Raw genomic sequence first — 20,846 nt, forward strand, 5'->3', positions numbered from 1 at the left:
TTTTCTTGATCAGGGGCGCGAGACGCCCGCATCCCCGGGGATGCGCGGCCCGTCGGAGTGTCACGTCCTGACTTCTCCCTGCCCCAGCACCACCCATTTGAGCGACGTCAGCCCGGCGATGCCCACCGGGCCGCGGGCGTGGAATTTGTCCGTGCTGATGCCGATCTCGGCGCCCAGCCCGTATTCGAAACCGTCGGCGAAGCGCGTGCTGGCGTTGACCATCACGCTGGCTGAGTCCACCTCGCGCAGGAAGCGCTGGGCATGGACATGGTCGGTGGTGAGGATGGCATCCGTGTGATGGCTGCCATAACGGTTGATGTGGGCGATCGCCTCGTCCAGACCATCCACCACCTTGATGCTGATGATGGGGGCGAGGTATTCGGTGGACCAATCCTGCTCGGTGGCGGCCGTCAGGTTCGCGCCCTGGACCGAGGCCAGGATGGCCTGCGCCTCGGGGTCACAGCGCATCTCCACACCCTTGGCCGCGTAGATCGCGCCGATCTTCGGGAGAAATTCGCGGGCCACGCCGCGCGCGACCAGCAGGCCTTCGCTGGCGTTGCAGGGGCTGTATTTCTGGGTCTTGGCATTGTCGGACACGGCGACGGCCATGTCGATGTCGCAAGGCGCGTCGACATAGGTATGGCAATTGCCGTCCAGATGCTTGATGACGGGCACCTTGGCCTCGCGACTCACGCGCTCGATCAGGCTGCGTCCGCCGCGCGGGATGATGACGTCCACGTAGTCTGGCATGGCGACCAACTGGCCGACGGCAGCGCGGTCGGTGGTTGGCACGAGCTGCACCGCGTTGGGCGGCAGGCCAGCCTCGGTCAGCGCCTCGTGCACCAGGCGTGCAAGGGCTTTGTTGGAATCGATGGCTTCAGAACCGCCGCGCAGGATGCAGGCGTTGCCGCTCTTGATGGAGAGGCTGGCGGCCTCGATCGTTACGTTGGGTCGGCTCTCGTAGATCATGCCGAACACGCCCAGCGGCACGCGCATCTGTCCCACGCGAATGCCTGAGGGCTGCTGCATCAGACCAGAGATCTCGCCGATGATGTCGGGCATCGCGGCAAGCTGTTCGCAGCCCAGCGCCACGGTTTCGATGATCCTCGGCGTGAGCTTGAGCCGGTCCATCATGGGGGCGCTCAGGCCCGAGGCCTGGGCCCGTTCCAGGTCCTGCGTGTTGTCGGCCTGCAAGCGGGTGGTCTGGTCACGCAGCCGCCGCGCCAGCGCGCGCAGCGCGGCGTTCTTGCGGGCTGAGCTGGCCTTGGCCATGAGTGCCGATGCCGCCCGGGCTTGGGTGCCCAGGTTCTGCATCAGGGCGATCAGGTCCGATGTGGCTGCCTCGGTTTCAGCCCCGGGCGCCGCCTGGGCGAGCAAAGGGGCTTTTTCTGGCGCGTTCATGGAGGGCATTTTACGCCGGAGGGCTATTGCACTGCACGGCAGACCGCCATGGCGAGCCGGTGCAGGGCTTGCCACCCATCTGCGGGCCACCCGGGCGCCCTCAGGCCTTTCACGATGCCATCCACCTGGTGCGCGGCATAGAGCAGGTCGTTCAGTTGAGTTTCTGACAAGCGCGGCAAGGCGCGCTCGTAGAGTTTTTCCTTCACGCCCCAGACGCGTTGTTCGCGCAGCGCCATGGGCAGGGGGCGGCCCTGGCCGATGGCATCCTTGACACGCTTGAGGCCTCGGATCTCCTCGGCGATGGCGTAATGAGCCAGCACCCCGGCCTCGCCTTCGGCCTGCAGGCCGTCCAGCATTTTCTGCGTGCGGACCGCCTGGCCGCCCAGCACGGCCTCGGCGAGTTTGAACACGTCGTAGCGGGCGACGTTGAGCACGGCAGACTCAATCTGCTCGAAACTCAAGGTGCCTGCAGGGTAGAGCAAGGCCAGCTTGCTGATTTCCTGGTGCGCTGCCAGCAGATTGCCTTCCACCCGGTCGGCGAAGAATTGCAGGCTGCGCTGGCCTTCCTCCCCCTCGGCCACGCGTTGACCCTGGGCCCCCAGGCGCTGGGCGATCCAGGTCGGCAGGGCCCGGCGTTCCACCGGATCCACTTGCACGGTGACGCCAAAGCTCTCCAGCGCACCGAACCAGGCCCCTTTTTTGGTCTGCATGTCCAGGCGCGGCAAGAGCACCAGGGTGAGGGTGCTGTCATTGCCCTGTGCCGCCTCAGCGATCTGCTGCAAGGCCGTGCTGCCGTCCTTGCCCGGCTTGCCACTGGGGATGCGGACTTCGACGATTTGCCGTTGCGCGAACAGGCTCAAGCTGCCACCCGCAGCCAGCACCTCACTCCAGTCAAAGTGGGCGCCCGCCACGGCGTGCACGCTGCGTTCGCTAAAGCCCTCGGCGCGCGCGGCAGCCCTGATGGCGTCCGCAGCTTCCTGTTGCAGCAAGGCTTCGTCACCGTGCACGGTGTAGAGGCTTTTCAGGCCTTTACGCAGATGGACTTCCAACTGAACGGCGGGGACCTGCATGCTCAGAAGTTCTTGACCAAGCCCAAGCCCACGAAGTTGTAGGCCGCGTTGACGGGCGTGATATCGCCATTGGAGAAATGCCGCCAGTAAAGCTCAAGACCGAAGTCGTTGTCGAAGCGATAACCCAGGAACAGTTTTTCCCCAAAGGTGAATGCGGAATCGACGCGTCCATCGATCTTGCGTTCCTTGATGTAGATGCCCAGGCCCAGACCCGCATAGAAATGTTCGAAGTTCGGGACCAGCAGGAATTCCTGCATCAAGCCGAAGACGGCCTGGGTTTTGTCCAGACCGATGATCTGCGAGACGTGGATCGACGAGCGCGCGGGTAAGCGGAAAAATGTTGAGGGCTGCGCGTATTGCAGTTCGACCAGCCCCAAATCTTCCTGAATTTGCAGCGTGCTGCCCATGCGAGACAAGTCTCCCTCGCCGGTCGAGCCGGCTGCATAAAGGGCGAACTGATTCTGCTTGTCCCCGAACATCGGGTTGTACGCCTGAGCGTCTGCCATCGCGGGGATGAGCAGCCAGGACAGCAGCAAGAGGAGATGGATCCAACGCGGCGGCATTTTGTTCAAGTTCGGTCTCCGTCCTGTGGCGATGGCCTTATTCCTGCGACGATGTTTCGAGGGTCTTGGCATCAAGGGCGGCCAGACGCCGCACGATTTGCTGCACCAGATCAATCTGCATGCCACGGTAGAGCGCAGCTTCTTCGGCTTCCTTGGCCAGTGCCAAGGTCTCGTCGTAGCTCATGGTGCGTTGCTGTGTGAGCGTGGTTTCCGGGATGATGATCTGGCCTTGGGGCGTGCGCAGTCGGAACTTCAGGGTCAGGTTCAGCTGGAATTCACGTGCCTGGCCCGTGGCGTTGACGCCAATGACGGTCTTTTTGCGCAGTTCGCCATACACGTCCAGCACGACCTGTGCGTCCGTGGGTTTGGCCGGTTCTGTCAGATAAACCAGGGGCCCGCTGGCGGGCAATTGACGTTTCAGCTCCACGCCCAGCGGCGAGTAGCGTGGCGCGCTGCTGTACAGGGTCCGGAACGGATAGTCGACGCTGGGGCGCAGGCCGAAGCCGCAACCCGCAAGAAGCGCGGTCAACACAAAGCATGCGAGCAGGACGGCCGTGGTACTGGCTTGGGCCAGCCACGGGCGGTGCTCCCCGCAGGAGTTCGAAAACGGCCGTCGCGAGCCGGGGGGACGCAGCGTTGTGGTGAACATAACCTTAGACCACGACGTTGACCAAGCGACCCGGAACGATGATGACTTTTTTCGCTGGCTTGCCTTCCGCGAACTTGGTGAAGTCGGGTGAGGTCAGCGCCGCAGCTTCGATGGCTTCCTTGCTCGCATCCGCCGCCACGCGCAGCGCGCCACGCAACTTGCCGTTGACCTGCAGCATCAGTTCCACTTCGTCCTGGCTCAGGGCGTTGTCATCCACCTTGGGCCAGGCGGTGTCCAGCAGGCCGCCGAACTGACCGGCATAACCCAACTGCTCCCACAGCACATGGGTGATGTGGGGCGTGGCAGGGTAGAGGCAGCGCAGCAGGATGCCGAAACCTTCGATCAGCACCACTTCCGCGCCTGGGGTGCCAAGTGCCTTGAAGCTTTCCAGGGCATTGAGCATCTTCATCACGCCCGAGACCACCGTGTTGTACTGCATGCGCTGGTAGTCGTAATCCACCTGCTTGAGCGCGCTGTGCACCTCGAAGCGCAGGGCCTTGGCTTCCTGGCTGAAGGCCACGTCGTTCAGCGATTGCTTGCCGGCCACGCTGGCTTCGGCCGCGCTCTTGTCCATGGCTGCGAGCTTGGCGCCGAAAGCCCAGACGCGCTTGAGGAAGCGGTGGCTGCCTTCGACGGCGGTGTCGTTCCACTCCAGCGTGGCCTCGGGCGGCGCGGCGAACATGGTGTACAGACGCGCCGTGTCGGCGCCGTACTTCTCGATCAGGTCTTGCGGGTCCACGCCGTTGTTCTTGGACTTGGACATGGTGCCCACGCCCTCGTAGTCGATGGGCGTGCCGATGGGCAGCGTGCCCACCGCGTTCTTGAGCTTGGCCCCGACGATCTTGCCGGTCGCGTCGAGCACATGCTCCACATCGTGCGGCCAGAAGTATTCCTTGCCGCCCTTGTCGGTGCGACGCGAATAGATATGGTTGAGCACCATGCCCTGCGTGAGCAAGTGAGTGAAGGGCTCGTCGATCTTGACCAGACCCAGGTCGCGCATCACCTTGGTCCAGAAGCGCGCGTACAGCAGGTGCAGGATGGCGTGCTCGATGCCGCCGATGTACTGGTTCATCGGCATCCAGTAGTCGGCGCCACCTGCGACCATCCGATCGGCGTTGGCCGGATCGCAGTAGCGCATGAAATACCAGGAACTGTCCACGAAGGTGTCCATGGTGTCCGTTTCGCGGCGTGCAGGCTTGCCGCAGACCGGGCACGCTACGCCGGCGTGAAAGCCTTCGTGCTTGTGCAGCGGATTGCCGGAGCCGTCAGGAACGCAGTCCTGGGGCAGCACCACCGGAAGGTCTCGCTCGGGCACCGGCACGGCGCCGTGCTCCTCGCAATGGATGATGGGGATGGGGGTGCCCCAGTAGCGCTGGCGGCTGACGCCCCAGTCGCGCAGGCGCCAGGTCGTCTTTTTTTCGCCCAGGCCCTTGGCCCCCAGCAGCTGGGCCACCTTGTCGACGGCGGCCTTATGGCCCAGGCCATCCAGTACCCCGCTGTGGACGCAGGCGCCTTTTTGCTTGTCGCCGTACCACTCGGCCCAGGCCTCGGTGGAGAAGGTCGCGCCCTCGACCGCGACCACCTGCTTGATCGAGATGCCGTATTTCTTGGCGAAGGCGAAGTCGCGCTCGTCGTGCGCGGGCACGCCCATGACGGCGCCGTCACCATAGCTCATGAGCACGTAGTTGCCGACCCAGACTTCCACTGTCTCGCCCGTGAGTGGGTGCGTGACGAAGAGTCCCGTGGGCAGCCCTTCCTTTTCCTTGAGCGCCAATTCGGCTTCGGTAGTGCCACCCTTCTTGCAGTCCTCGATGAAGGCCGCGAGCTTGGCGTTGCCCTGGGCCGCGTGCGTGGCCAAGGGGTGCTCCGGCGCGACCGCGCAGAAGGTCACACCCATGATGGTGTCGGCACGGGTGGTGAAGACGTGGAGCTTGCCGTCCTGGATGAGTTGGCCGTCCGCGCTTTTGATCTCGTGCGGAAAAGCAAAACGCAGGCCTTCACTCTTGCCGATCCAGTTTTCCTGCATCAGCCGCACCTTGTCGGGCCAACCGGTCAAGGTGGCCTGGGGGTTGCCGAGCTGTACATGCGCCAGCAGTTCTTCAGCGTAGTCGGTGATCTTGAGGTAATACCCTGGGATCTCGCGTTTTTCCACCAGCGCGCCTGTGCGCCAGCCACGCCCGTCGATGACCTGCTCATTGGCCAGCACGGTCTGGTCCACCGGGTCCCAGTTGACGACCTGGGTCTTGCGGTAGGCGATGCCTTTTTCGAGCATCTTGAGGAAGAGCCACTGGTTCCACTTGTAGTAAGTGGGGTCGCAGGTGGCGACCTCGCGGCTCCAGTCGATGGCCAAGCCCATGGCCTGCATCTGCCCCTTCATGTAGGCGATGTTTTCGTAGGTCCACTTCGCCGGCGGCACGCCGTTCTTGAGGGCCGCGTTCTCGGCCGGCAGGCCGAAGGCGTCCCAGCCCATGGGCATGAGCACGTTGTGGCCCTTCATGCGCAGGCTGCGCGCCAGCATGTCGTTGATGGTGTAGTTGCGCACGTGCCCCATGTGCAGCTTGCCGCTGGGGTAGGGCAGCATGGAGCAGGCGTAGAACTTCGGTTTGGGCTGGCCCTGCGCGTCCAGCGCGTTCTCCGTCACGCGGTAGGCGTCCTGCGCGATCCAGTCGGTGCGCGCGTCGTGTTCGACTTCGAGAGGCGAGTATTTTTCTTGCATGGTGCGGGTGGGAATGCTTATTTCAGGCCGAGCACGTCGAACATGTCGTACAGGCCGTTCTGCTTGTCGGCGAGGAAGCCCACGGCGCGCAGGCTGCCCTGGGCGTAGGTGGCGCGGCTCGCGGATTTGTGCGTGATCTCGATGCGCTCGCCCGTACCCGCGAAGAGCACGGTGTGGTCACCCACGATGTCACCCCCGCGGATGGTCGAGAAGCCGATGGTCGACGGATCGCGCTCCCCGGTATGGCCGTAACGCTCGTAGACCGCGCAATCCTTCAGGTCGCGGCCAAGCGCCTCGGCGATGACCTCGCCCATCTTGAGCGCGGTGCCGCTGGGGGCGTCGACCTTGTGACGGTGGTGGGCCTCGATGATCTCGATGTCGTAACCCGTGGACAGGGCCTGGGCGGCCATGGCCAGCAATTTCAGCGTCACGTTGACACCCACGCTCATATTGGGCGCAAGCATGATGGGAATGTCCCGGGCCGCTGCGGTGATCTCGGCCTTCTGCGCGTCGCTGAAGCCCGTGGTGCCGATGACCAGGGCCACGCCCAGTTCGCGGCAGACCGCGAGATGGGCCATCGTACCTTCGGGGCGTGTGAAATCGATCAAGGTGCCGGCGTCTTTGAGCCCTGCCCGCAAATCGGAGGTGATGGCCACGCCGCTCACTTGGCCGAGAAAGGCCGTGGCTTCCTGGCCCAGGGCGGGGCTATGGGGCTGGTCCAGCGCACCGGCGAGTTCAAAGGTGTCCGCTGCCTGCACGGCCTCGATCAGCATGCGGCCCATGCGGCCGGAAGCGCCCGCCACGGCGACGCGGCGGCGGCGCGCGTTGGATGGCGTGGAAAGAGTAGGAGTAAAGCTCATGACTGGGGCGTGGGTTCCAGGGGCGGGTAGCTGGCGGGCAGGGGGGGCACGGGCGGCAACGGTGCGGCGGGTGCTGGTGGGGGAAATCCGCGAGGTCTTTTTCATTGGCCTGCAGCAAGGGCACGCGTTTGCTGACGGGTTTGCTCAGGCTGGCGGCGAATTCTGTTTCGCTGGGGAACTCTGCATCGGTTTCAAAACGCTCCAGGCGATCGTCCTGAAAGTAGACCGTGAGCCGGCGTGCCTGCGGCGCCACGCCCTGCTGGTCGATCGTGAAGACATAGTCCCAGCGGCCGGCATGAAAGAGATCAGCGACCAGCGGCGTGCCCAGGATGTCGCGCGCCTGGATGCGACTCATGCCCGGACGCAGGGCGCCGAGCTGCTCGCGCGTGATCACATTGCCTTGCACCACAGGGGGGCGGTAGGGCGCGCAGGCCGACAGTAGTGTCAGGGTGCCAGCTGCGAATGCCAGTGTGGCGAGGTAGGCCGCGCGGTGTAGGCGGTGCAGGATGTTGGGCATGGGAGAAAAGGCGTGCGACCGGAAGGAATAAGCGCGATGAAGGCGGGTGTAAACCCGGCATCGGGCTGGCGGGAACAGTGAACGCGCTATCATCGTCGATTGTATTTTCTCTCATCCTGCCCACGAATTTCCTCAGTACAGGAGCCCGCCCATGAGCACCATCGACGAACTCAAGAGCACCGGTCTGAAAGCGACCCTGCCCGACTGAAGGTGCTGGAGATCTTCCAGAAGGGCAAGCAGCGGCACATGAGCGCGGAAGATGTCTTCCGCGTGCTGCTGGACGAACATTCTGACGTGGGCCTGGCCACCGTCTACCGCGTGCTGACCCAGTTTGAACAGGCCGGTATCCTGATCCGCAGCAATTTCGAGGGTGGCAAGGCCATCTATGAATTGAACGAAGGGCATCACCACGACCACTTCATCTGCACCAAGTGCGGCAAGGTCGAGGAGTTCTACGACGAGCAGATCGAAAGCCGGCAGAAGGCCATCGCCAAGGACAAGGGCTGGTTGCTGCAGGAACACACCATGTCGCTCTACGGCCTGTGCACCGATTGCGCCAAGGTGGCGTTGCAGCGCTGAAACGTGGCGGCCCTTCGTCGCGGGGGCGCCTGATCAGCCCCCCATGGCCTTGCGGTGCCGCTCCGTGAATTCCTTGTAGGTGTCGATGCCGCGCAGTTGCAGGATGGTGTTGCGCACTGCAGCCTCCACCAGCACCGCCAAGTTGCGCCCGGCCACCACCTGGATGATGGCTTTGCGCACCGGGATGCCCAGCACGTCCTGTCGTAGTGGTTCGGAAGGAATGCGCTCGTAGTCGCGCTCCATCGTCTCCTTGCGCACGAGGTGGACGATCAGCTTGAGCCGCATCCGTCGGCGCACCGCGGTCTCTCCGAAAATGGCCTTGATGTCGAGCAGGCCGATGCCGCGCACTTCCAGCAGGTTGCGCAACAGCTCGGGGCAGCGGCCTTCGATCGTGTCCTGATTCACGCGGTAGAGATCGACTGCGTCATCCGCCACCAGGCCGTGCCCGCGCGAGATCAACTCCAGACCCAGCTCACTCTTGCCCAGGCCTGATTCACCGGTGATCAGCACGCCCAGGCCCAGGATGTCCATGAACACGCCGTGCATGGACGAGCGGTCCGCGAAATGTCGCGACAGGTAGCTGCGCAGCACGTCAATGACGTAAGCCGATGATTCCGGCGAGGCGAACATGGGGATGTTCGCGTTCTCGCAGAAATCCACCAAGGCCTTCGGTGCGGGTTGGCCGTCGGCCAGCACCAGCACGGGGGGTTCCAGCGTGGTGATGCGCGCCACCCGACGCGCGCAGTCATCGTGCGTGCCGCGTGTCAGGTAGGCGATCTCGCGCTCGCCCATCACCTGCACGCGGTAGGGATGGATGTAGTTGAGGTACCCCACCAGGTCTGCCCCCGAACGCGCGGCACGCACGGCGACTTCGTCGAAGCGGCGCTCGGAAGCGCCCAGGCCCGCCACCCATTCCCACTTGAGTCGACCGCGAAACTCTTCAAACAGCACTTCGGCGCTGACAACGGTAGGCCTCATGGCGCTCCTTCCTGGGGTGTATGGGGACGATGGCCGGCGCGGCTCAACTGCAGTTCAGCGCCACGCTAGGCAGACAGAGTGTGTGCCGAGCTTTGTGATGAGCGCCAAGCGGCGATCAGCGCGTGCAGCGACGTGGCGTCGCCGTCGGTCGCGAGCTGGTCGCGTAGCGCGGTGTCGCTGAGCATCTCGGCGATTTCGGAGAGGATCTCCAGGTGTTTCTGCGTCGCGGCCTCCGGCACCAGCAGGACGATGAGCAATCCCACCGGCAGTGCATCGGGCGCGTCGAAGACGATCGGGCGCGCCAACTGCAGCACGGCAGCCAGCGGCGTCTTGAGCCCCTTGATGCGTCCATGAGGGATGGCGACGCCGTGTCCCAGCCCGGTGGAGCCCAGGCGCTCGCGCGCGAACAGGCTGTCGGCCACCAGCGCACGGTTCAGACCTTGCAGGTTCTCGAACAGCAGACCGATTTCCTCGAATACCCGCTTCTTGCTGGTGGCTTCAACGTGCGTGAGCACTTGCGCGGCGGGCAGGATGGCGGCGAGGCGGTTCATTGGAGCGCTGATTATGCATAAGTGGGCGCTCCGTTCCATGGGCATGAAAAAGCGCCTGTATCTGCATACAGGCGCCCGGATATTCCGGCGCCCGGAGGGCGCCGAGAAGCGCAGTTATTTACTGCAGCAGGTGCTTGGCGGCGGCGCCGTGGTGGTCCTGAAGACGATCCTTGTGGCGTACCACCTGGCGGTCCAGCTTGTCCATCAGCTCATCGACGGCGGCGTAGAGATCCGCATGCGTGCTTTCGGCGAACAGGTCGTTGCCCTTGACGTGGATATTGCATTCGGCGCGTTGACGCCGCTCTTTCTCCTTCTGCTTTTCCACGCTCAGGAGCACCTTGATATCAACAAGCTGATCGAAGTGCCGCGTGATGCGGTCCAGCTTGCTTGTGACATAGTTGCGCAGGGCCGGAGTGACATCGAGATGATGGCCGCTGATCGTCAAATTCATGGACGCCTCCATAGTCTTGATAGAGAGAAAACGCCGTACCCAGCAGCCCCGTGATCCATCCCTTGCGACACCGATGAATGATCGGAGCTGCGCAGCTGCGGACGAATTCACTATGCGCCCGGTGTCACGGAAATGCAATGCCTTTTCCCGTCGGCCCGTCCTGTTTTTTCATTCATGCGGGCGCGTGAAATTTGTCTCATTGCAGAATGTTGAAAGCTGCTTCATCTGCCGCAAAGGCTGTGTGCCCTGCCATGGTGCGGTGCGATAATCGAACGCCTTTCTTCCAACGTTTCCCGTCGCAAGCGCCATGCTCAATATCTTCACGCTCGTCAATGGCCGTTTGTTTCAGGAAGAGATCGAATCGCTGGAGGAGCTGTCCCGTTTTCAGCCCATCTGGGTGGACTTGGAGGCGCCAACGCTCGAGGAAAAACGCTGGGTCAAGCAGTACTATGGCCTTTCGATTCCCGAAGACGCGATGGATGAAGACATCGAGGAATCGGCCCGTTTCTACGAGGAAGACAACGGCGACCTGCACATCCGCAGCGATTTCCTGATCACCGACGAGGATCAGCCGCGTTCCGTGCGTGCGGCCTTCATCCTGAACCTGGCGAACGATCAACTCAAGAGCAAGGGCGTGCTGTTTTCCATCCACGACGAAGACCTGCCTGTGTTCCGTCTGCTGCGCATGCGCGCGCGGCGCGCGCCGGGTCTGATCGCCGATGCCAAGGAAGTCTTGCTCAAACTCTTCGACGCCGACGTGGAATATTGCGCGGATCGCCTCGAAAGCGTTTACGACGAACTCGAAAAGGCCAGCAAACTAGTGCTGTCCGGCGAGGTGACCGACGAACTGGCCGGTGACGTGCTCGCGGCCATCGCCCGGCAGGAAGACTTGAACGGGCGCATCCGTCGCAATGCCATGGACACGCGCCGCGCCGTCAGCTTCATGATGCGTAGTCGCATGCTGGGCGCCGAGCAGTTCGAGGAGGCGAGGCAGATCATGCGCGACATTGATTCGCTCGATGGCCACACCGCATTCCTGTTCGACAAGATCAACTTTCTGATGGACGCCACCGTGGGCTTCATCAACATCAACCAGAACAAGATCATCAAGATTTTTTCCGTGGCCAGCGTGGCATTCCTGCCGCCGACCATGATTGCCAGTCTCTACGGCATGAACTTCGAGCACATGCCCGAGCTGAGCCAGCCCTGGGGTTATCCATTTGCGCTTGGGTTGATGGTCCTGAGCGCCGTGGTGCCCATGGTCTATTTTCACAAGAAAGGGTGGTTGCGACGATGAGAAAGCCGATTCTGAAAAGCCTTCGACAAGGCGCGTTGCTGGCAGGCGCCTGGCTCCTGGCCTCGGGCGCGCAGGCGGCCGGTGGGCATCACGCGGTGGATGACGCGGCCATTCTTGATTCGCGCTCTTGCGTGGCGGATGCCTGGGTGGGGGACAGCCGCACCACCCTGCTGCACCTGGGGGCTTCCTGTGGGGTGGGCCCGGTGGAGTTGGGCGTGTCGACCGAGCATGAGCGCTCCTTCAATTCCGATTCGGACTTTCCTTCGCAGACCGGGCTCGGCTTGGAGGTGAAATGGGCGCACGAATTGGACCAGGAGGTTGGTCTGGGGCTGTCCTATGAATTTGGACTGGATGCGCGTCCCTTCCCGCCGGAATATGCCCTGAGCTCCTTCAACGGTCTTTTCACCTGGACGCCATCGTGGTCGTCACGGCGCGAATATGCCGTGCACCTCAACCTCGGGACCGACATCGTGGATGGTGGGGACGCCGGTGGCAACGAGGACTATTCCCGCTGGGGCGTGGCTCTGGAGTGGACGCCCGATGGCGCGCGCTTGCCCGACATGATGAAGGACATGGGCCAATGGTCCTTTGTTGGCGAGCGGTTTCGCCGTTTCGACGCTGACTATCTGCGTCTGGGTTTCCGCATCGGTGTCGGTCGCAACGGCAACATCGATATCAGCCGTGAGCAAGGCTTGAACAGCACCGACGAGGGCGGACGCTGGTTCTTCGGCGTGACGATGCCGCTCGAAATCCGATGAGCGTGGGTGGAGTTACGGCTGACCGGGGCCGCCGCCGTGCCCTCCGTGAGTTGTCAGCCCAGCAGCGCACGCACAATGGCCGCTGAATGGCGGCTGGCCGTTTCCTCGATGAAGCGCTGGAAGTCGCCGTGTGCCGTGTCGTCGGCGCGGTCCGACACGGTCCGGACGGCGGCATAGGGCAAGCCGTAGTCGAGGCAGACCTGGGCAAAGGCCGCCCCTTCCATCTCCACCGCCAGTGCATCGGGCAGGGCATCCCGCAAGGCCCGGCTGTCCGCGGCGCTTGCGACGAAGCGGTCGCCGCTGATCACGAGGCCGCGGTGCAACCCGGCTTGCGGCAGTGCCTGCCGCGCGGCCTGCGCGAGCCGCTCGCTCCAGTGGGGGTCGGTGGGAAAACGCGCTCGCCCGTACAGCGGCGCCTCGAAACGCGGGAAGAGCGGCGAGGCGTCCATGTCATGCTGCAGGAATTCGCTGGCCACGACCACGTCGCCGCGACATACGCCTTCGGCCAGGCCGCCCGCAACACCCGTGAAGAGGATGACATCGACCTGGTAGCGCTCGGCCAGCACGGTGGCCGTGGCTGCCGCAGCGACCTTGCCGATGCGGGCCTGCACGGCGACGACCTCGTGACCGTGCAAGCGACCACGCCAGAACTCGCGCCCGGCCACCTGCTCCGCCGTACCGTGCTCGATGTCGGACAATACAGCCGCAAGTTCCTCGCGCATGGCGGAGACAATGGCAACTCGCATGGGATGGGTTGAACGCCGTGTGATGTCGGTCGCCGCGCTTGACTTTGCTCGTGCAAAGTCAAGCGACTGCTCAGATGGTGACCTCCGCGATCACTGTTTGTCGCGCAGCTCGCGCCGCAGAATCTTGCCCACTGGCGTCTTGGGTAACTCGGTGCGGAACTCGATCACCTTCGGGCGCTTGTAGCCCGTCAGGTTCTCGCGGCAATAAGCCTGCACCTGCTCCTGGGTCAGAGACGGGTCGCGCTTGACGATGACCAGTTTGACGGCTTCGCCGCTTTCCTCGTTGGGCACGCCCACCGCCGCGACTTCCAGCACGCCGGGCATGCGCGCCACCACGTCCTCGACCTCGTTCGGGTAGACGTTGAAGCCGCTGACCAAGATCATGTCCTTCTTGCGGTCGACGATCTTGAAGTAGCCCTTCTCGTCCATGACGCCGATGTCGCCGCTCTTGAACCAGCCGTCCGCGGTCATGACCTTGGCGGTTTCGTCCGGCCGCTGCCAGTAGCCAGCCATCACCTGCGGTCCCTTGATGACGATCTCGCCGGCTTGGCCCAGGGGCACGTCGTTGCCGTTGTCGTCGATGATCTTCATGTAGGTCGACGGCAGCGGCACGCCGATGGTGCCGGTGAACTCCTTGTTGGTCACCGGGTTGCAACTGGCAGAAGGGCTGGTTTCCGACAGGCCGTAGCCTTCGACGATGGGGCAGTGGGTCTGCTTCAGCCACTTGTCGGCCACCGCGCTCTGCACGGACATGCCACCGCCCAACGATACCTTGAGGTTGCTCCAGTCCGCCGTGTGGAAATCCGGATGATTGACCAGGCCGTTGAAGAGCGTGTTGACTGCGGGGAAGCTGTGGAAGGTGTGCTTGCTCAGTTCCTTCAGCACGGCGGGCAGGTCGCGCGGATTGGGGATGAGAATGAGCTTGCTGCCGTTGCGCAAGCTGAGCATCATGCCCACGGTGAAGGCGAAGATGTGATACAGCGGCAGCGCGCAGACGCCCGTGGGCTGTTCACCCGCTGGCACCTTGCTCATCACCGGCGCATTCCACAGCTCCGACTGCAGCGCATTGGAGATCACGTTGCGGTGCAACAGCACCGCGCCCTTGCTCACGCCCGTGGTGCCGCCCGTGTACTGCAGCACGGCAACGTCGTCAGGGTTCAGCTTGGGCGGGGTCAGGGTCTTGCGCGCGCCCTGGGCCAGGGCGTCGTTGAAGCGCACCGCGGTCGGCAGGTCGAAGGGCGGCACCATTTTCTTGACCTTGCGCACCACCAGGTTGACGATGTGGCCCTTGAGGCCGATCAGGTCACCCATGGCGGCCAGCACCACGTGCTTGACGGGGGTGTTGGCGATGCACTTCTGCAGCGTGGCGGCGAAGTTTTCGATGATGACGATGGCCTTGGCACCGCTGTCCTTCAACTGGTGCTCCAGCTCGCGCGCGGTGTACAGCGGGTTGACGTTCACCACCACGTAGCCGGCGCGCAGGATGGCGGCGACCGTCACCGGGTACTGCGGCACGTTGGGCATCATGATGGCGACACGGTCCCCTTGCACCAGGCCCAGGCCCTGCAGGTAGGCCGCGAAGGCTCGGCTGAGTCGATCGGTGTCGGCGTAGCTGAGGTCCTTGCCCAGGAAGCTGTAGGCGGGGCGGTCCGCGTACTTGCGAAAGCTCTCGTCCAGCAGGCCCACCAGCGAGTCGTAGGGCAGGGGCGGCAGGTCGTGCGGCACGCCTTCGGGGTAGCTCTTGAGCCAGATGCGTTCGCTCATGTCTTGTCTCCTGTGTTATCGGTTCTGACGATCGCGGAACAAAAAGACCGTGCTGGAATTTCCAGCACGGTCGTGCTTTTTTCCGCCGAGGAATTATGCCCGTCAAATTTTCAGGGCGACCAGCACTTCGTCCAGCATCTTCTTCGCATCTCCGAAAAGCATGCGGTTGTTTTCCTTGTAGAACAGGGGGTTATCCACGCCGGCATACCCCGAGGCCATGGAGCGCTTCATGACGATGGAGGTGCGGGCCTTCCAGACTTCCAGCACGGGCATGCCGGCGATGGGGCTGGTCGGATCCTCCTGTGCCGCGGGGTTCACGATGTCGTTGGCGCCGATGACCATGGCCACGTCGGTGTCGCCGAAGTCCTCGTTGATCTCGTCCATCTCCATCACGATGTCGTAAGGTACCTTGGCCTCGGCCAGCAGCACGTTCATGTGGCCGGGCATGCGGCCCGCCACCGGGTGGATGGCGAAGCGCACGTTGATGCCTCGCGCACGCAGCGTCTTGGTGATTTCATTCACCGTGTGCTGGGCTTGCGCCACCGCCATGCCGTAACCCGGCACGATGACCACGTTCTTGCTGCCTGCCAGCAGCTCGGCGGTTTCCGCCGCGCTGATCGGGCTGACCTCGCCTTGCGGCTGGGGCCCCGTGCTGGCGGCCGCCTTGGCCGGTGCGGCGCCGAAGCCGCCAGCGATCACGCTGATGAAGTTGCGGTTCATGGCCCGGCACATGATGTAGGACAGGATGGCCCCGGAGGATCCCACCAGCGCGCCGGTGACGATCAGCAGGTCATTGCCCAGCATGAAGCCGGTGGCCGCCGCGGCCCAGCCGGAGTAGCTGTTGAGCATGGACACTACCACGGGCATGTCCGCGCCGCCAATGGCCATCACCATGTGGATGCCGAACAGCAGGGCGATGGCCGTCATGACGTACAGCGCCGTCATGCCCTCGGCCGGCGTCTCGGCATGGATGAAGTCACGTCCGAACCAGATCACGGCCAGCAGGCCGGCAAGGTTGAGCCAGTGGCGCGCGGGCAGCAGCAGCGGCTTGCCGCCGATCTTGCCCGAGAGCTTGCCGAATGCGATCAGCGAGCCGCTGAAGGTGACCGCGCCGATCAGGATGCCGATGTAGATCTCGACTTCGTGGATCAGCTTCTCGGCGCCCTCGAAGTGGATCGAAGTGTCCACGTAGCTGGCGTAACCGACCAGACAGGCGGCCAGGCCGACCAGGCTGTGCATCAGCGCCACCAGTTCGGGCATCTGCGTCATCTTCACGACCTTGGCAGCATAGAGGCCGATGCTGCCACCGATCAACAGCGCGCCGACGATCCACGATACGCCGGCCGCGCTGACCTGCGGACCGAACACGGTGGCCAACACGGCCAGCGCCATGCCCACCATGCCGAACAGATTGCCACGGCGCGAGGTTTCCGGGTTGGACAGTCCGCCCAGACTCAGGATGAAAAGAATGGCGGCGCCGAGGTAGGCCACCGTCGCAAGACTTGAGGACATGATCTTCTGCTCTTTCTTCTCGTTTTACTTGCGGAACATCGCCAGCATGCGGCGCGTGACGGCGAAGCCGCCGAACATGTTGACGGCCGTGAGCACCAGGGCGGCGGCGGCCAGCCAGCGGATCAGCCCATCGGGCCGGCTTGCGCCTTCGGCGATCGGCGGCGCGATTTGCACCAACGCGCCGATGGCGATGATGCTGGAGATGGCGTTGGTCACACTCATCAGCGGCGTGTGCAGCGCCGGAGTGACGTTCCAAACCACCATGTAGCCGATGAAGCAGGCCAGCACGAAGACCGTGAAATGGCCCACGAAGGCCGCAGGTGCGTAGGCACCGATGAACCAGAAGGCCAGCGCGCCCAGCGCGAAGACGATGGCCAGGGTACGGGCGGGCATGGGAGCGCCCGGGCCATGGCCATGGGCGGCGGCTTTTTTCTCAGGCGCGGCGGCTGGCTTGGGGGCGGGCGCGGCGGTCTTGATCGGCGGCGCGGGCCAGGTGATGACGCCGTCCTTGACGACGGTGAGGCCGCGGATGGCGTCGTCCTCCATGTTGACGTGCATGACACCATCCTTGGTCTTGCACAGCTCCTCGGTCAGGCGGAACAGATTGGTGGCGTAGAGCGAGGACGACTGCTTGGCCAGGCGGCTCACCAGATCGGTGTAGCCGATGATCGTGACGCCATGCTTGACCACGACCCGTCCCGGCTCGGTCAGCTCGCAGTTGCCGCCCTGTTCGGCGGCCATGTCCACGATGACGCTGCCCGGCTTCATGCTCTGGACCATCTCGGCCGTGATCAGCTTGGGCGCCGGCTTGCCTGGGATCAGCGCCGTGGTGATGATGATGTCCACCTCGCGGGCTTGCTGCGCGTACATCGCGCGCTGCGCGGCCTGGAAGCCCTCGCTCATGACCTTGGCATAACCGCCGCCGCCCGAGCCTTCTTCTTCGTAATCGACCTTGACGAATTCACCGCCCAGCGAGATGACCTGATCGGCCACCTCGGCGCGTGTGTCGTTGGCGCGCACCATGGCGCCCAGGCCGGCCGCCGCGCCGATGGCCGCGAGGCCGGCCACGCCGGCGCCGGCGATGAAGACCTTGGCCGGCGGCACCTTGCCTGCCGCCGTGATCTGGCCGTTGAAGAAACGGCCGAAGGCGTTGGCGGCTTCGATCACGGCGCGGTAGCCGGCGACGCTGGCCTGGGAGGTCAGGGCGTCCATCTTCTGGGCGCGCGACAGGGTGCGCGGCAGGCAGTCGATGGCCAGCACCGTGGCCCTGCGCGCGGCCAGTTGCTGCATCAGATCGGGGTTCTGCGCGGGCCAGACGAAGCCGAGCAGCGCCGCGCCCTCGCGCAACTGGCCGACTTCGGCCGGGGTCGGGGGGCGGACCTTGAACACCACGTCCGCCTTCGACCACAGCGCGGTGGCGTCCGGGGCGATGTCCGCGCCTGCGGCGCGGAAGGCCTCGTCGCTGAAATTCGCCGCCGCGCCCGCGCCGGATTCGACCGTGACCGCGAAGCCGAGCTTGACGAGTTTTTCCACCACCTCGGGCGAGGTGGCCACGCGCTGCTCACCGGGGAAGATTTCCCGCGGCACGCCGATGCGCTGGGCGACCGGGGTCGTTGAACCAGTCTGCATGCATATCTCCTGGATAGTTTTGAAAACCGTCGCGCGGGTTCGCCCGGAGGCCGCTCCATGCCGGGTGGGATGCCGCTCTATTGGGCGGCTAGCTTACCCGAGAAACCCATGTCTCCCAGGAATAAGCGCTATGGCGTTCCCGGGCGTTTCATAGAATTCCGTCCCATGAGCATCCGTTGGAATCCCAGCGTCACCGTGGCCGCCATCATCGAGCGCGCCGGCCGTTATCTGCTGGTGGAGGAGGAGACGCCCGAGGGGCTGCGTCTGAACAACCCGGCCGGCCATCTGGAGCCGGGCGAGTCGCCGCTGGAAGGCTGCGTGCGCGAGGCGCTGGAGGAAACCACCCATCGCTTCATGCCCACCCACCTGCTGGGCATCTACCTCTCGCGCTTCCAGCGCCAGCCCCCTGGCGAGGCCGTGCAGGACATCACCTACCTGCGTTTTGCCTACATCGGCGAGCTGGGCGAGGCCGTGGCCGGACGGGTTCTGGACACGGGCATCGTGCGCACGCTCTGGATGACGCCCGAGGAGATCCGCGCCAGTCATGCACGCCACCGCAGTCCCTTGGTGCTGCGTTGCATGGAAGACCATCTGCGCGGGCAGCGCCATCCGCTTGACCTGGTCTACACCGACGCGTCGGTGCAATTGATGAACCGTTGACTGCGGAATTGCGGGCTGTCGCTGTACAGCCCAGTCCATCGGCGCGGGCTACGCGTCCGCCACCCCGTGCCTCCCGCATCGAGCGGGCGCGCGATGCGGCGGTGTCGGGCAGGCCTGCATGGAGGGCTAGCAGACTGTTGCAATTTCTTCGCTGAGTCTGAGTTGGGCGGGCATGAATCATGCAGGCCTGCGATTCAGGTTCATCGACGGAGTGATCCGCGCACGGGGAAGTTGGCATACAAGAATCAAGAATCGCTGTTCACGGTTTTAAAACTGGAGGACTTCGTGTGTGTGCGAGGCAGCCACTGAGTCCTTCGTGTACCTGGACTCGTTCGGTCATCTGGTTGTAAGAGTTTGCGAGCAACCTCTAAGCAGGGAGTACACATGCACTTGAACGGTTTGAAAATTGGAACTCGTCTGGCAATCGCGTTTGCTCTGGTGCTTGCCTTGCTGCTGGCCAGTCTGGCGGCCGGCCTGACGGTGCTGAGCCGGGTGAGTCGTACCTTGAATCAGGTGGTGGAAGAACGGTACGCCCAGATCGCACTCAGCAATGCGATCAAGACGGTGGGCGACAAAGGCATCATCACGATCGGCCGCATCCTGCTGGCCAACACGGCCGAGCAGACCAAGAAGTACATGGACGACTACGCGGCCTTGCGGAGCATCAACACCGAGAATTTCGCCAAATTCGAAAAAACCCTGAACAACGACGACAGCAAGGCGATCTTTGCCGAGCAGTCGGAGGCCCGCAAAGCCTACGGAGGTGCGGTGCGCAGCTTCTTCGCTCTGATGGCTGACGGCAAGCGCGAGGAGGCCATGGCGGTCTACCAGGGTGACATGGCCAACCTGCAACCGCGCTACTACGCCTTGATCGACAAGATGGTGACGTACCAGGAACAGGGCATGATCACCGATGTGGCCCAGGCCAAGAGTGCGACCAATGCCGCGCGCATCGGCATGCTGGCCTTTTCGGCCGTCGCGGTGCTGCTGGGAATTGCAACGGCGGTCTTGATCACGCGTTCGATCACCCGACCGATAGACCGGGCCATCTCGATGGCAGAGTCAGTGGCCAAAGGCAATCTCACCTACAAGGTCACGGACGACAGCAAGGACGAAGTAGGCCGCCTGATCGGAGCACTCAAGCACATGGTGGACAACTTGCACCGCATCGTTTCGGAGGTGCGGACTGGGGCGGATACCATCGCCAGTGCCTCGCACCAAGTGACATTGGGCAATCAGGATCTTTCCGCCCGCACCGAGCAGCAGGCCAGTGCGCTCGAAGAGACGGCAGCCGCGATGGAGCAACTGACTTCAGCGATCAAGCTCAGCGCCGACAATGCCAATCAGGCCAACTCCCTGGCCCTGGAGGCTTCATCCGTGGCCGTCCAGGGCGGTGAGGTCGTGGGCCAGGTGGTGGCCACGATGAGCTCCATCACGGATTCCTCCAAGCGCATCGTCGAGATCATCAGCGTGATCGACGGCATCGCCTTCCAGACCAATATCCTGGCCCTGAACGCCGCAGTCGAAGCGGCCCGCGCGGGCGATCATGGGCGGGGCTTTGCGGTGGTGGCTGCCGAGGTCCGTACTCTGGCGCAGCGCAGTGCCGTGGCGGCCAAGGAGATCAAATCCTTGATCGACAACTCGGTGCAGCAGGTCGACCGAGGAAGCGCGATGGTGGATCATGCCGGCGCGACGATGAAGCAGGTGGTTGCCAGCATCAAGCAGGTCAGCAGCATCGTGGCCGAAATCAGTGCCTCCAGCCGCGAGCAGAGTCAGGGTATCGAGCAGTTGAACGACGCCATCGTGCAGATGGACGACTCGACACAGAAGAACGCGGCCATGGTGGAGGAAAGCACGGCAGCGGCACGGTCGCTGCAGGATCAGGCCAACCAGCTCAACGAAGTGGTGCGAGCCTTCGTGCTGAGTCAATCGGCCCAGCCTTCACGGCAACTGCTGGCGGCAGTGCCGGCACCAGCGCTAGGTTTTTCAGGCGGAGACAACAGCCGGTAGACCGACCGGCATGATTCCCGATCTGCGTCCTGCGACAGGGGCGCAATCGGGGCCCTGCCATCCATGGCATGCGGCGCCCCAGAACGCGCCCCCATGGCGAACCTCAGAACGCGCGAGCGGCGTGGGTTCGGTGCC

18 protein-coding genes and 1 pseudogene are annotated in these 20,846 nt (G+C 63.8%); 5 read left to right on the top strand and 14 right to left on the bottom strand.

The genetic code is table 11. The features are described 5' to 3' along the window. Positions 1-60 precede the first annotated feature (60 nt). The 7 genes from DW355_RS05840 to DW355_RS05870 form a co-directional block, all read right to left on the bottom strand. Positions 61-1,314: a glutamate-5-semialdehyde dehydrogenase gene (locus tag DW355_RS05840; protein WP_131282367.1), complete on the bottom strand. Its 1,254-nt coding sequence runs from the start codon at positions 1,312-1,314 to the stop codon at positions 61-63. A gap of 110 nt (positions 1,315-1,424) precedes the next feature. Then, positions 1,425-2,471: a DNA polymerase III subunit delta gene (gene holA / locus DW355_RS05845; RefSeq protein ID WP_131278390.1), complete on the bottom strand. Its 1,047-nt coding sequence runs from the start codon at positions 2,469-2,471 to the stop codon at positions 1,425-1,427. Positions 2,472-2,473: 2 nt separating this feature from the next. Continuing rightward, complete coding sequence (locus DW355_RS05850; protein ID WP_242671360.1) at positions 2,474-3,034, bottom strand: acyloxyacyl hydrolase; 561 nt, start codon at positions 3,032-3,034, stop codon at positions 2,474-2,476. A 37-nt stretch (positions 3,035-3,071) separates the two neighbouring features. Beyond that, on the bottom strand, positions 3,072-3,566 hold the full coding sequence (gene lptE / locus DW355_RS05855) for an LPS assembly lipoprotein LptE (protein ID WP_431733217.1): 495 nt from the start codon (positions 3,564-3,566) through the stop codon (positions 3,072-3,074). A 121-nt stretch (positions 3,567-3,687) separates the two neighbouring features. After that, positions 3,688-6,399, bottom strand: a complete 2,712-nt coding sequence (gene leuS, locus DW355_RS05860) for a leucine--tRNA ligase (RefSeq protein WP_131278396.1) — start codon at positions 6,397-6,399, stop codon at positions 3,688-3,690. Between the two features lie 17 nt (positions 6,400-6,416). Further along, positions 6,417-7,181, bottom strand: coding sequence for a 4-hydroxy-tetrahydrodipicolinate reductase (gene dapB / locus DW355_RS05865; protein WP_242671361.1), 765 nt, complete (start codon positions 7,179-7,181; stop codon positions 6,417-6,419). Next, on the bottom strand, positions 7,135-7,776 hold the full coding sequence (locus tag DW355_RS05870; protein WP_242671309.1) for an outer membrane protein assembly factor BamE: 642 nt from the start codon (positions 7,774-7,776) through the stop codon (positions 7,135-7,137). Before DW355_RS05870 ends, dapB begins: the two co-directional genes overlap by 47 nt. Before the next feature lie 151 nt (positions 7,777-7,927). Between DW355_RS05870 and fur the strand changes: the two are divergent. Next, positions 7,928-8,355: pseudogene (gene fur / locus DW355_RS05875) on the top strand (ferric iron uptake transcriptional regulator). 33 nt (positions 8,356-8,388) lie between these two features. Here fur and hprK read toward each other — a convergent pair. From hprK to hpf, 3 genes are all read right to left on the bottom strand, one after another. After that, on the bottom strand, positions 8,389-9,333 hold the full coding sequence (gene hprK / locus DW355_RS05880) for an HPr(Ser) kinase/phosphatase (RefSeq protein ID WP_131278400.1): 945 nt from the start codon (positions 9,331-9,333) through the stop codon (positions 8,389-8,391). A gap of 65 nt (positions 9,334-9,398) precedes the next feature. Next, positions 9,399-9,884 (bottom strand): PTS sugar transporter subunit IIA, encoded by a 486-nt coding sequence (locus DW355_RS05885; RefSeq protein ID WP_131278402.1) that lies wholly within the window; start codon positions 9,882-9,884, stop codon positions 9,399-9,401. A gap of 118 nt (positions 9,885-10,002) precedes the next feature. Then, positions 10,003-10,335: a ribosome hibernation-promoting factor, HPF/YfiA family gene (gene hpf, locus DW355_RS05890; protein ID WP_131278404.1), complete on the bottom strand. Its 333-nt coding sequence runs from the start codon at positions 10,333-10,335 to the stop codon at positions 10,003-10,005. Between the two features lie 307 nt (positions 10,336-10,642). Here hpf and corA point away from each other — a divergent pair, with 307 nt between their 5' ends. Both corA and DW355_RS05900 read left to right on the top strand, forming a co-directional pair. After that, positions 10,643-11,632 (top strand): magnesium/cobalt transporter CorA, encoded by a 990-nt coding sequence (corA, locus tag DW355_RS05895; protein WP_131278406.1) that lies wholly within the window; start codon positions 10,643-10,645, stop codon positions 11,630-11,632. Then, positions 11,629-12,390, top strand: coding sequence for a hypothetical protein (locus DW355_RS05900; protein WP_131278408.1), 762 nt, complete (start codon positions 11,629-11,631; stop codon positions 12,388-12,390). The genes corA and DW355_RS05900 overlap by 4 nt, the downstream gene beginning before the upstream one ends. Before the next feature lie 53 nt (positions 12,391-12,443). Here DW355_RS05900 and DW355_RS05905 read toward each other — a convergent pair whose 3' ends face one another. The 4 genes from DW355_RS05905 to DW355_RS05920 all read right to left on the bottom strand — a co-directional run bounded on the left by DW355_RS05905 (position 12,444) and on the right by DW355_RS05920 (position 18,041). Continuing rightward, positions 12,444-13,136: a 5'-methylthioadenosine/adenosylhomocysteine nucleosidase gene (locus tag DW355_RS05905; RefSeq protein ID WP_131278410.1), complete on the bottom strand. Its 693-nt coding sequence runs from the start codon at positions 13,134-13,136 to the stop codon at positions 12,444-12,446. Between the two features lie 90 nt (positions 13,137-13,226). Beyond that, the gene (locus DW355_RS05910) at positions 13,227-14,900 is read right to left on the bottom strand and encodes a long-chain-fatty-acid--CoA ligase (RefSeq protein ID WP_131278412.1); all 1,674 of its coding nucleotides are present in this window, start codon (positions 14,898-14,900) and stop codon (positions 13,227-13,229) included. Between the two features lie 102 nt (positions 14,901-15,002). Next, a complete protein-coding gene (gene pntB / locus DW355_RS05915; protein ID WP_131278414.1) occupies positions 15,003-16,412 on the bottom strand; it encodes a Re/Si-specific NAD(P)(+) transhydrogenase subunit beta in 1,410 nt (469 codons plus the stop codon). 24 nt (positions 16,413-16,436) lie between these two features. Then, positions 16,437-18,041, bottom strand: coding sequence for a Re/Si-specific NAD(P)(+) transhydrogenase subunit alpha (locus DW355_RS05920; RefSeq protein ID WP_131278416.1), 1,605 nt, complete (start codon positions 18,039-18,041; stop codon positions 16,437-16,439). Between the two features lie 165 nt (positions 18,042-18,206). Here DW355_RS05920 and DW355_RS05925 point away from each other — a divergent pair, with 165 nt between their 5' ends. Together DW355_RS05925 and DW355_RS05930 are read left to right on the top strand one after the other, a co-directional pair. Next, positions 18,207-18,701, top strand: coding sequence for an NUDIX hydrolase (locus tag DW355_RS05925; RefSeq protein ID WP_131278418.1), 495 nt, complete (start codon positions 18,207-18,209; stop codon positions 18,699-18,701). 384 nt (positions 18,702-19,085) lie between these two features. Next, positions 19,086-20,711: a methyl-accepting chemotaxis protein gene (locus tag DW355_RS05930; RefSeq protein ID WP_131278420.1), complete on the top strand. Its 1,626-nt coding sequence runs from the start codon at positions 19,086-19,088 to the stop codon at positions 20,709-20,711. Positions 20,712-20,846 lie beyond the last annotated feature (135 nt).

It is taken from the genome of Hylemonella gracilis (assembly GCF_004328645.1).
GTDB lineage: Bacteria > Pseudomonadota > Gammaproteobacteria > Burkholderiales > Burkholderiaceae_C > Hylemonella > Hylemonella gracilis_B.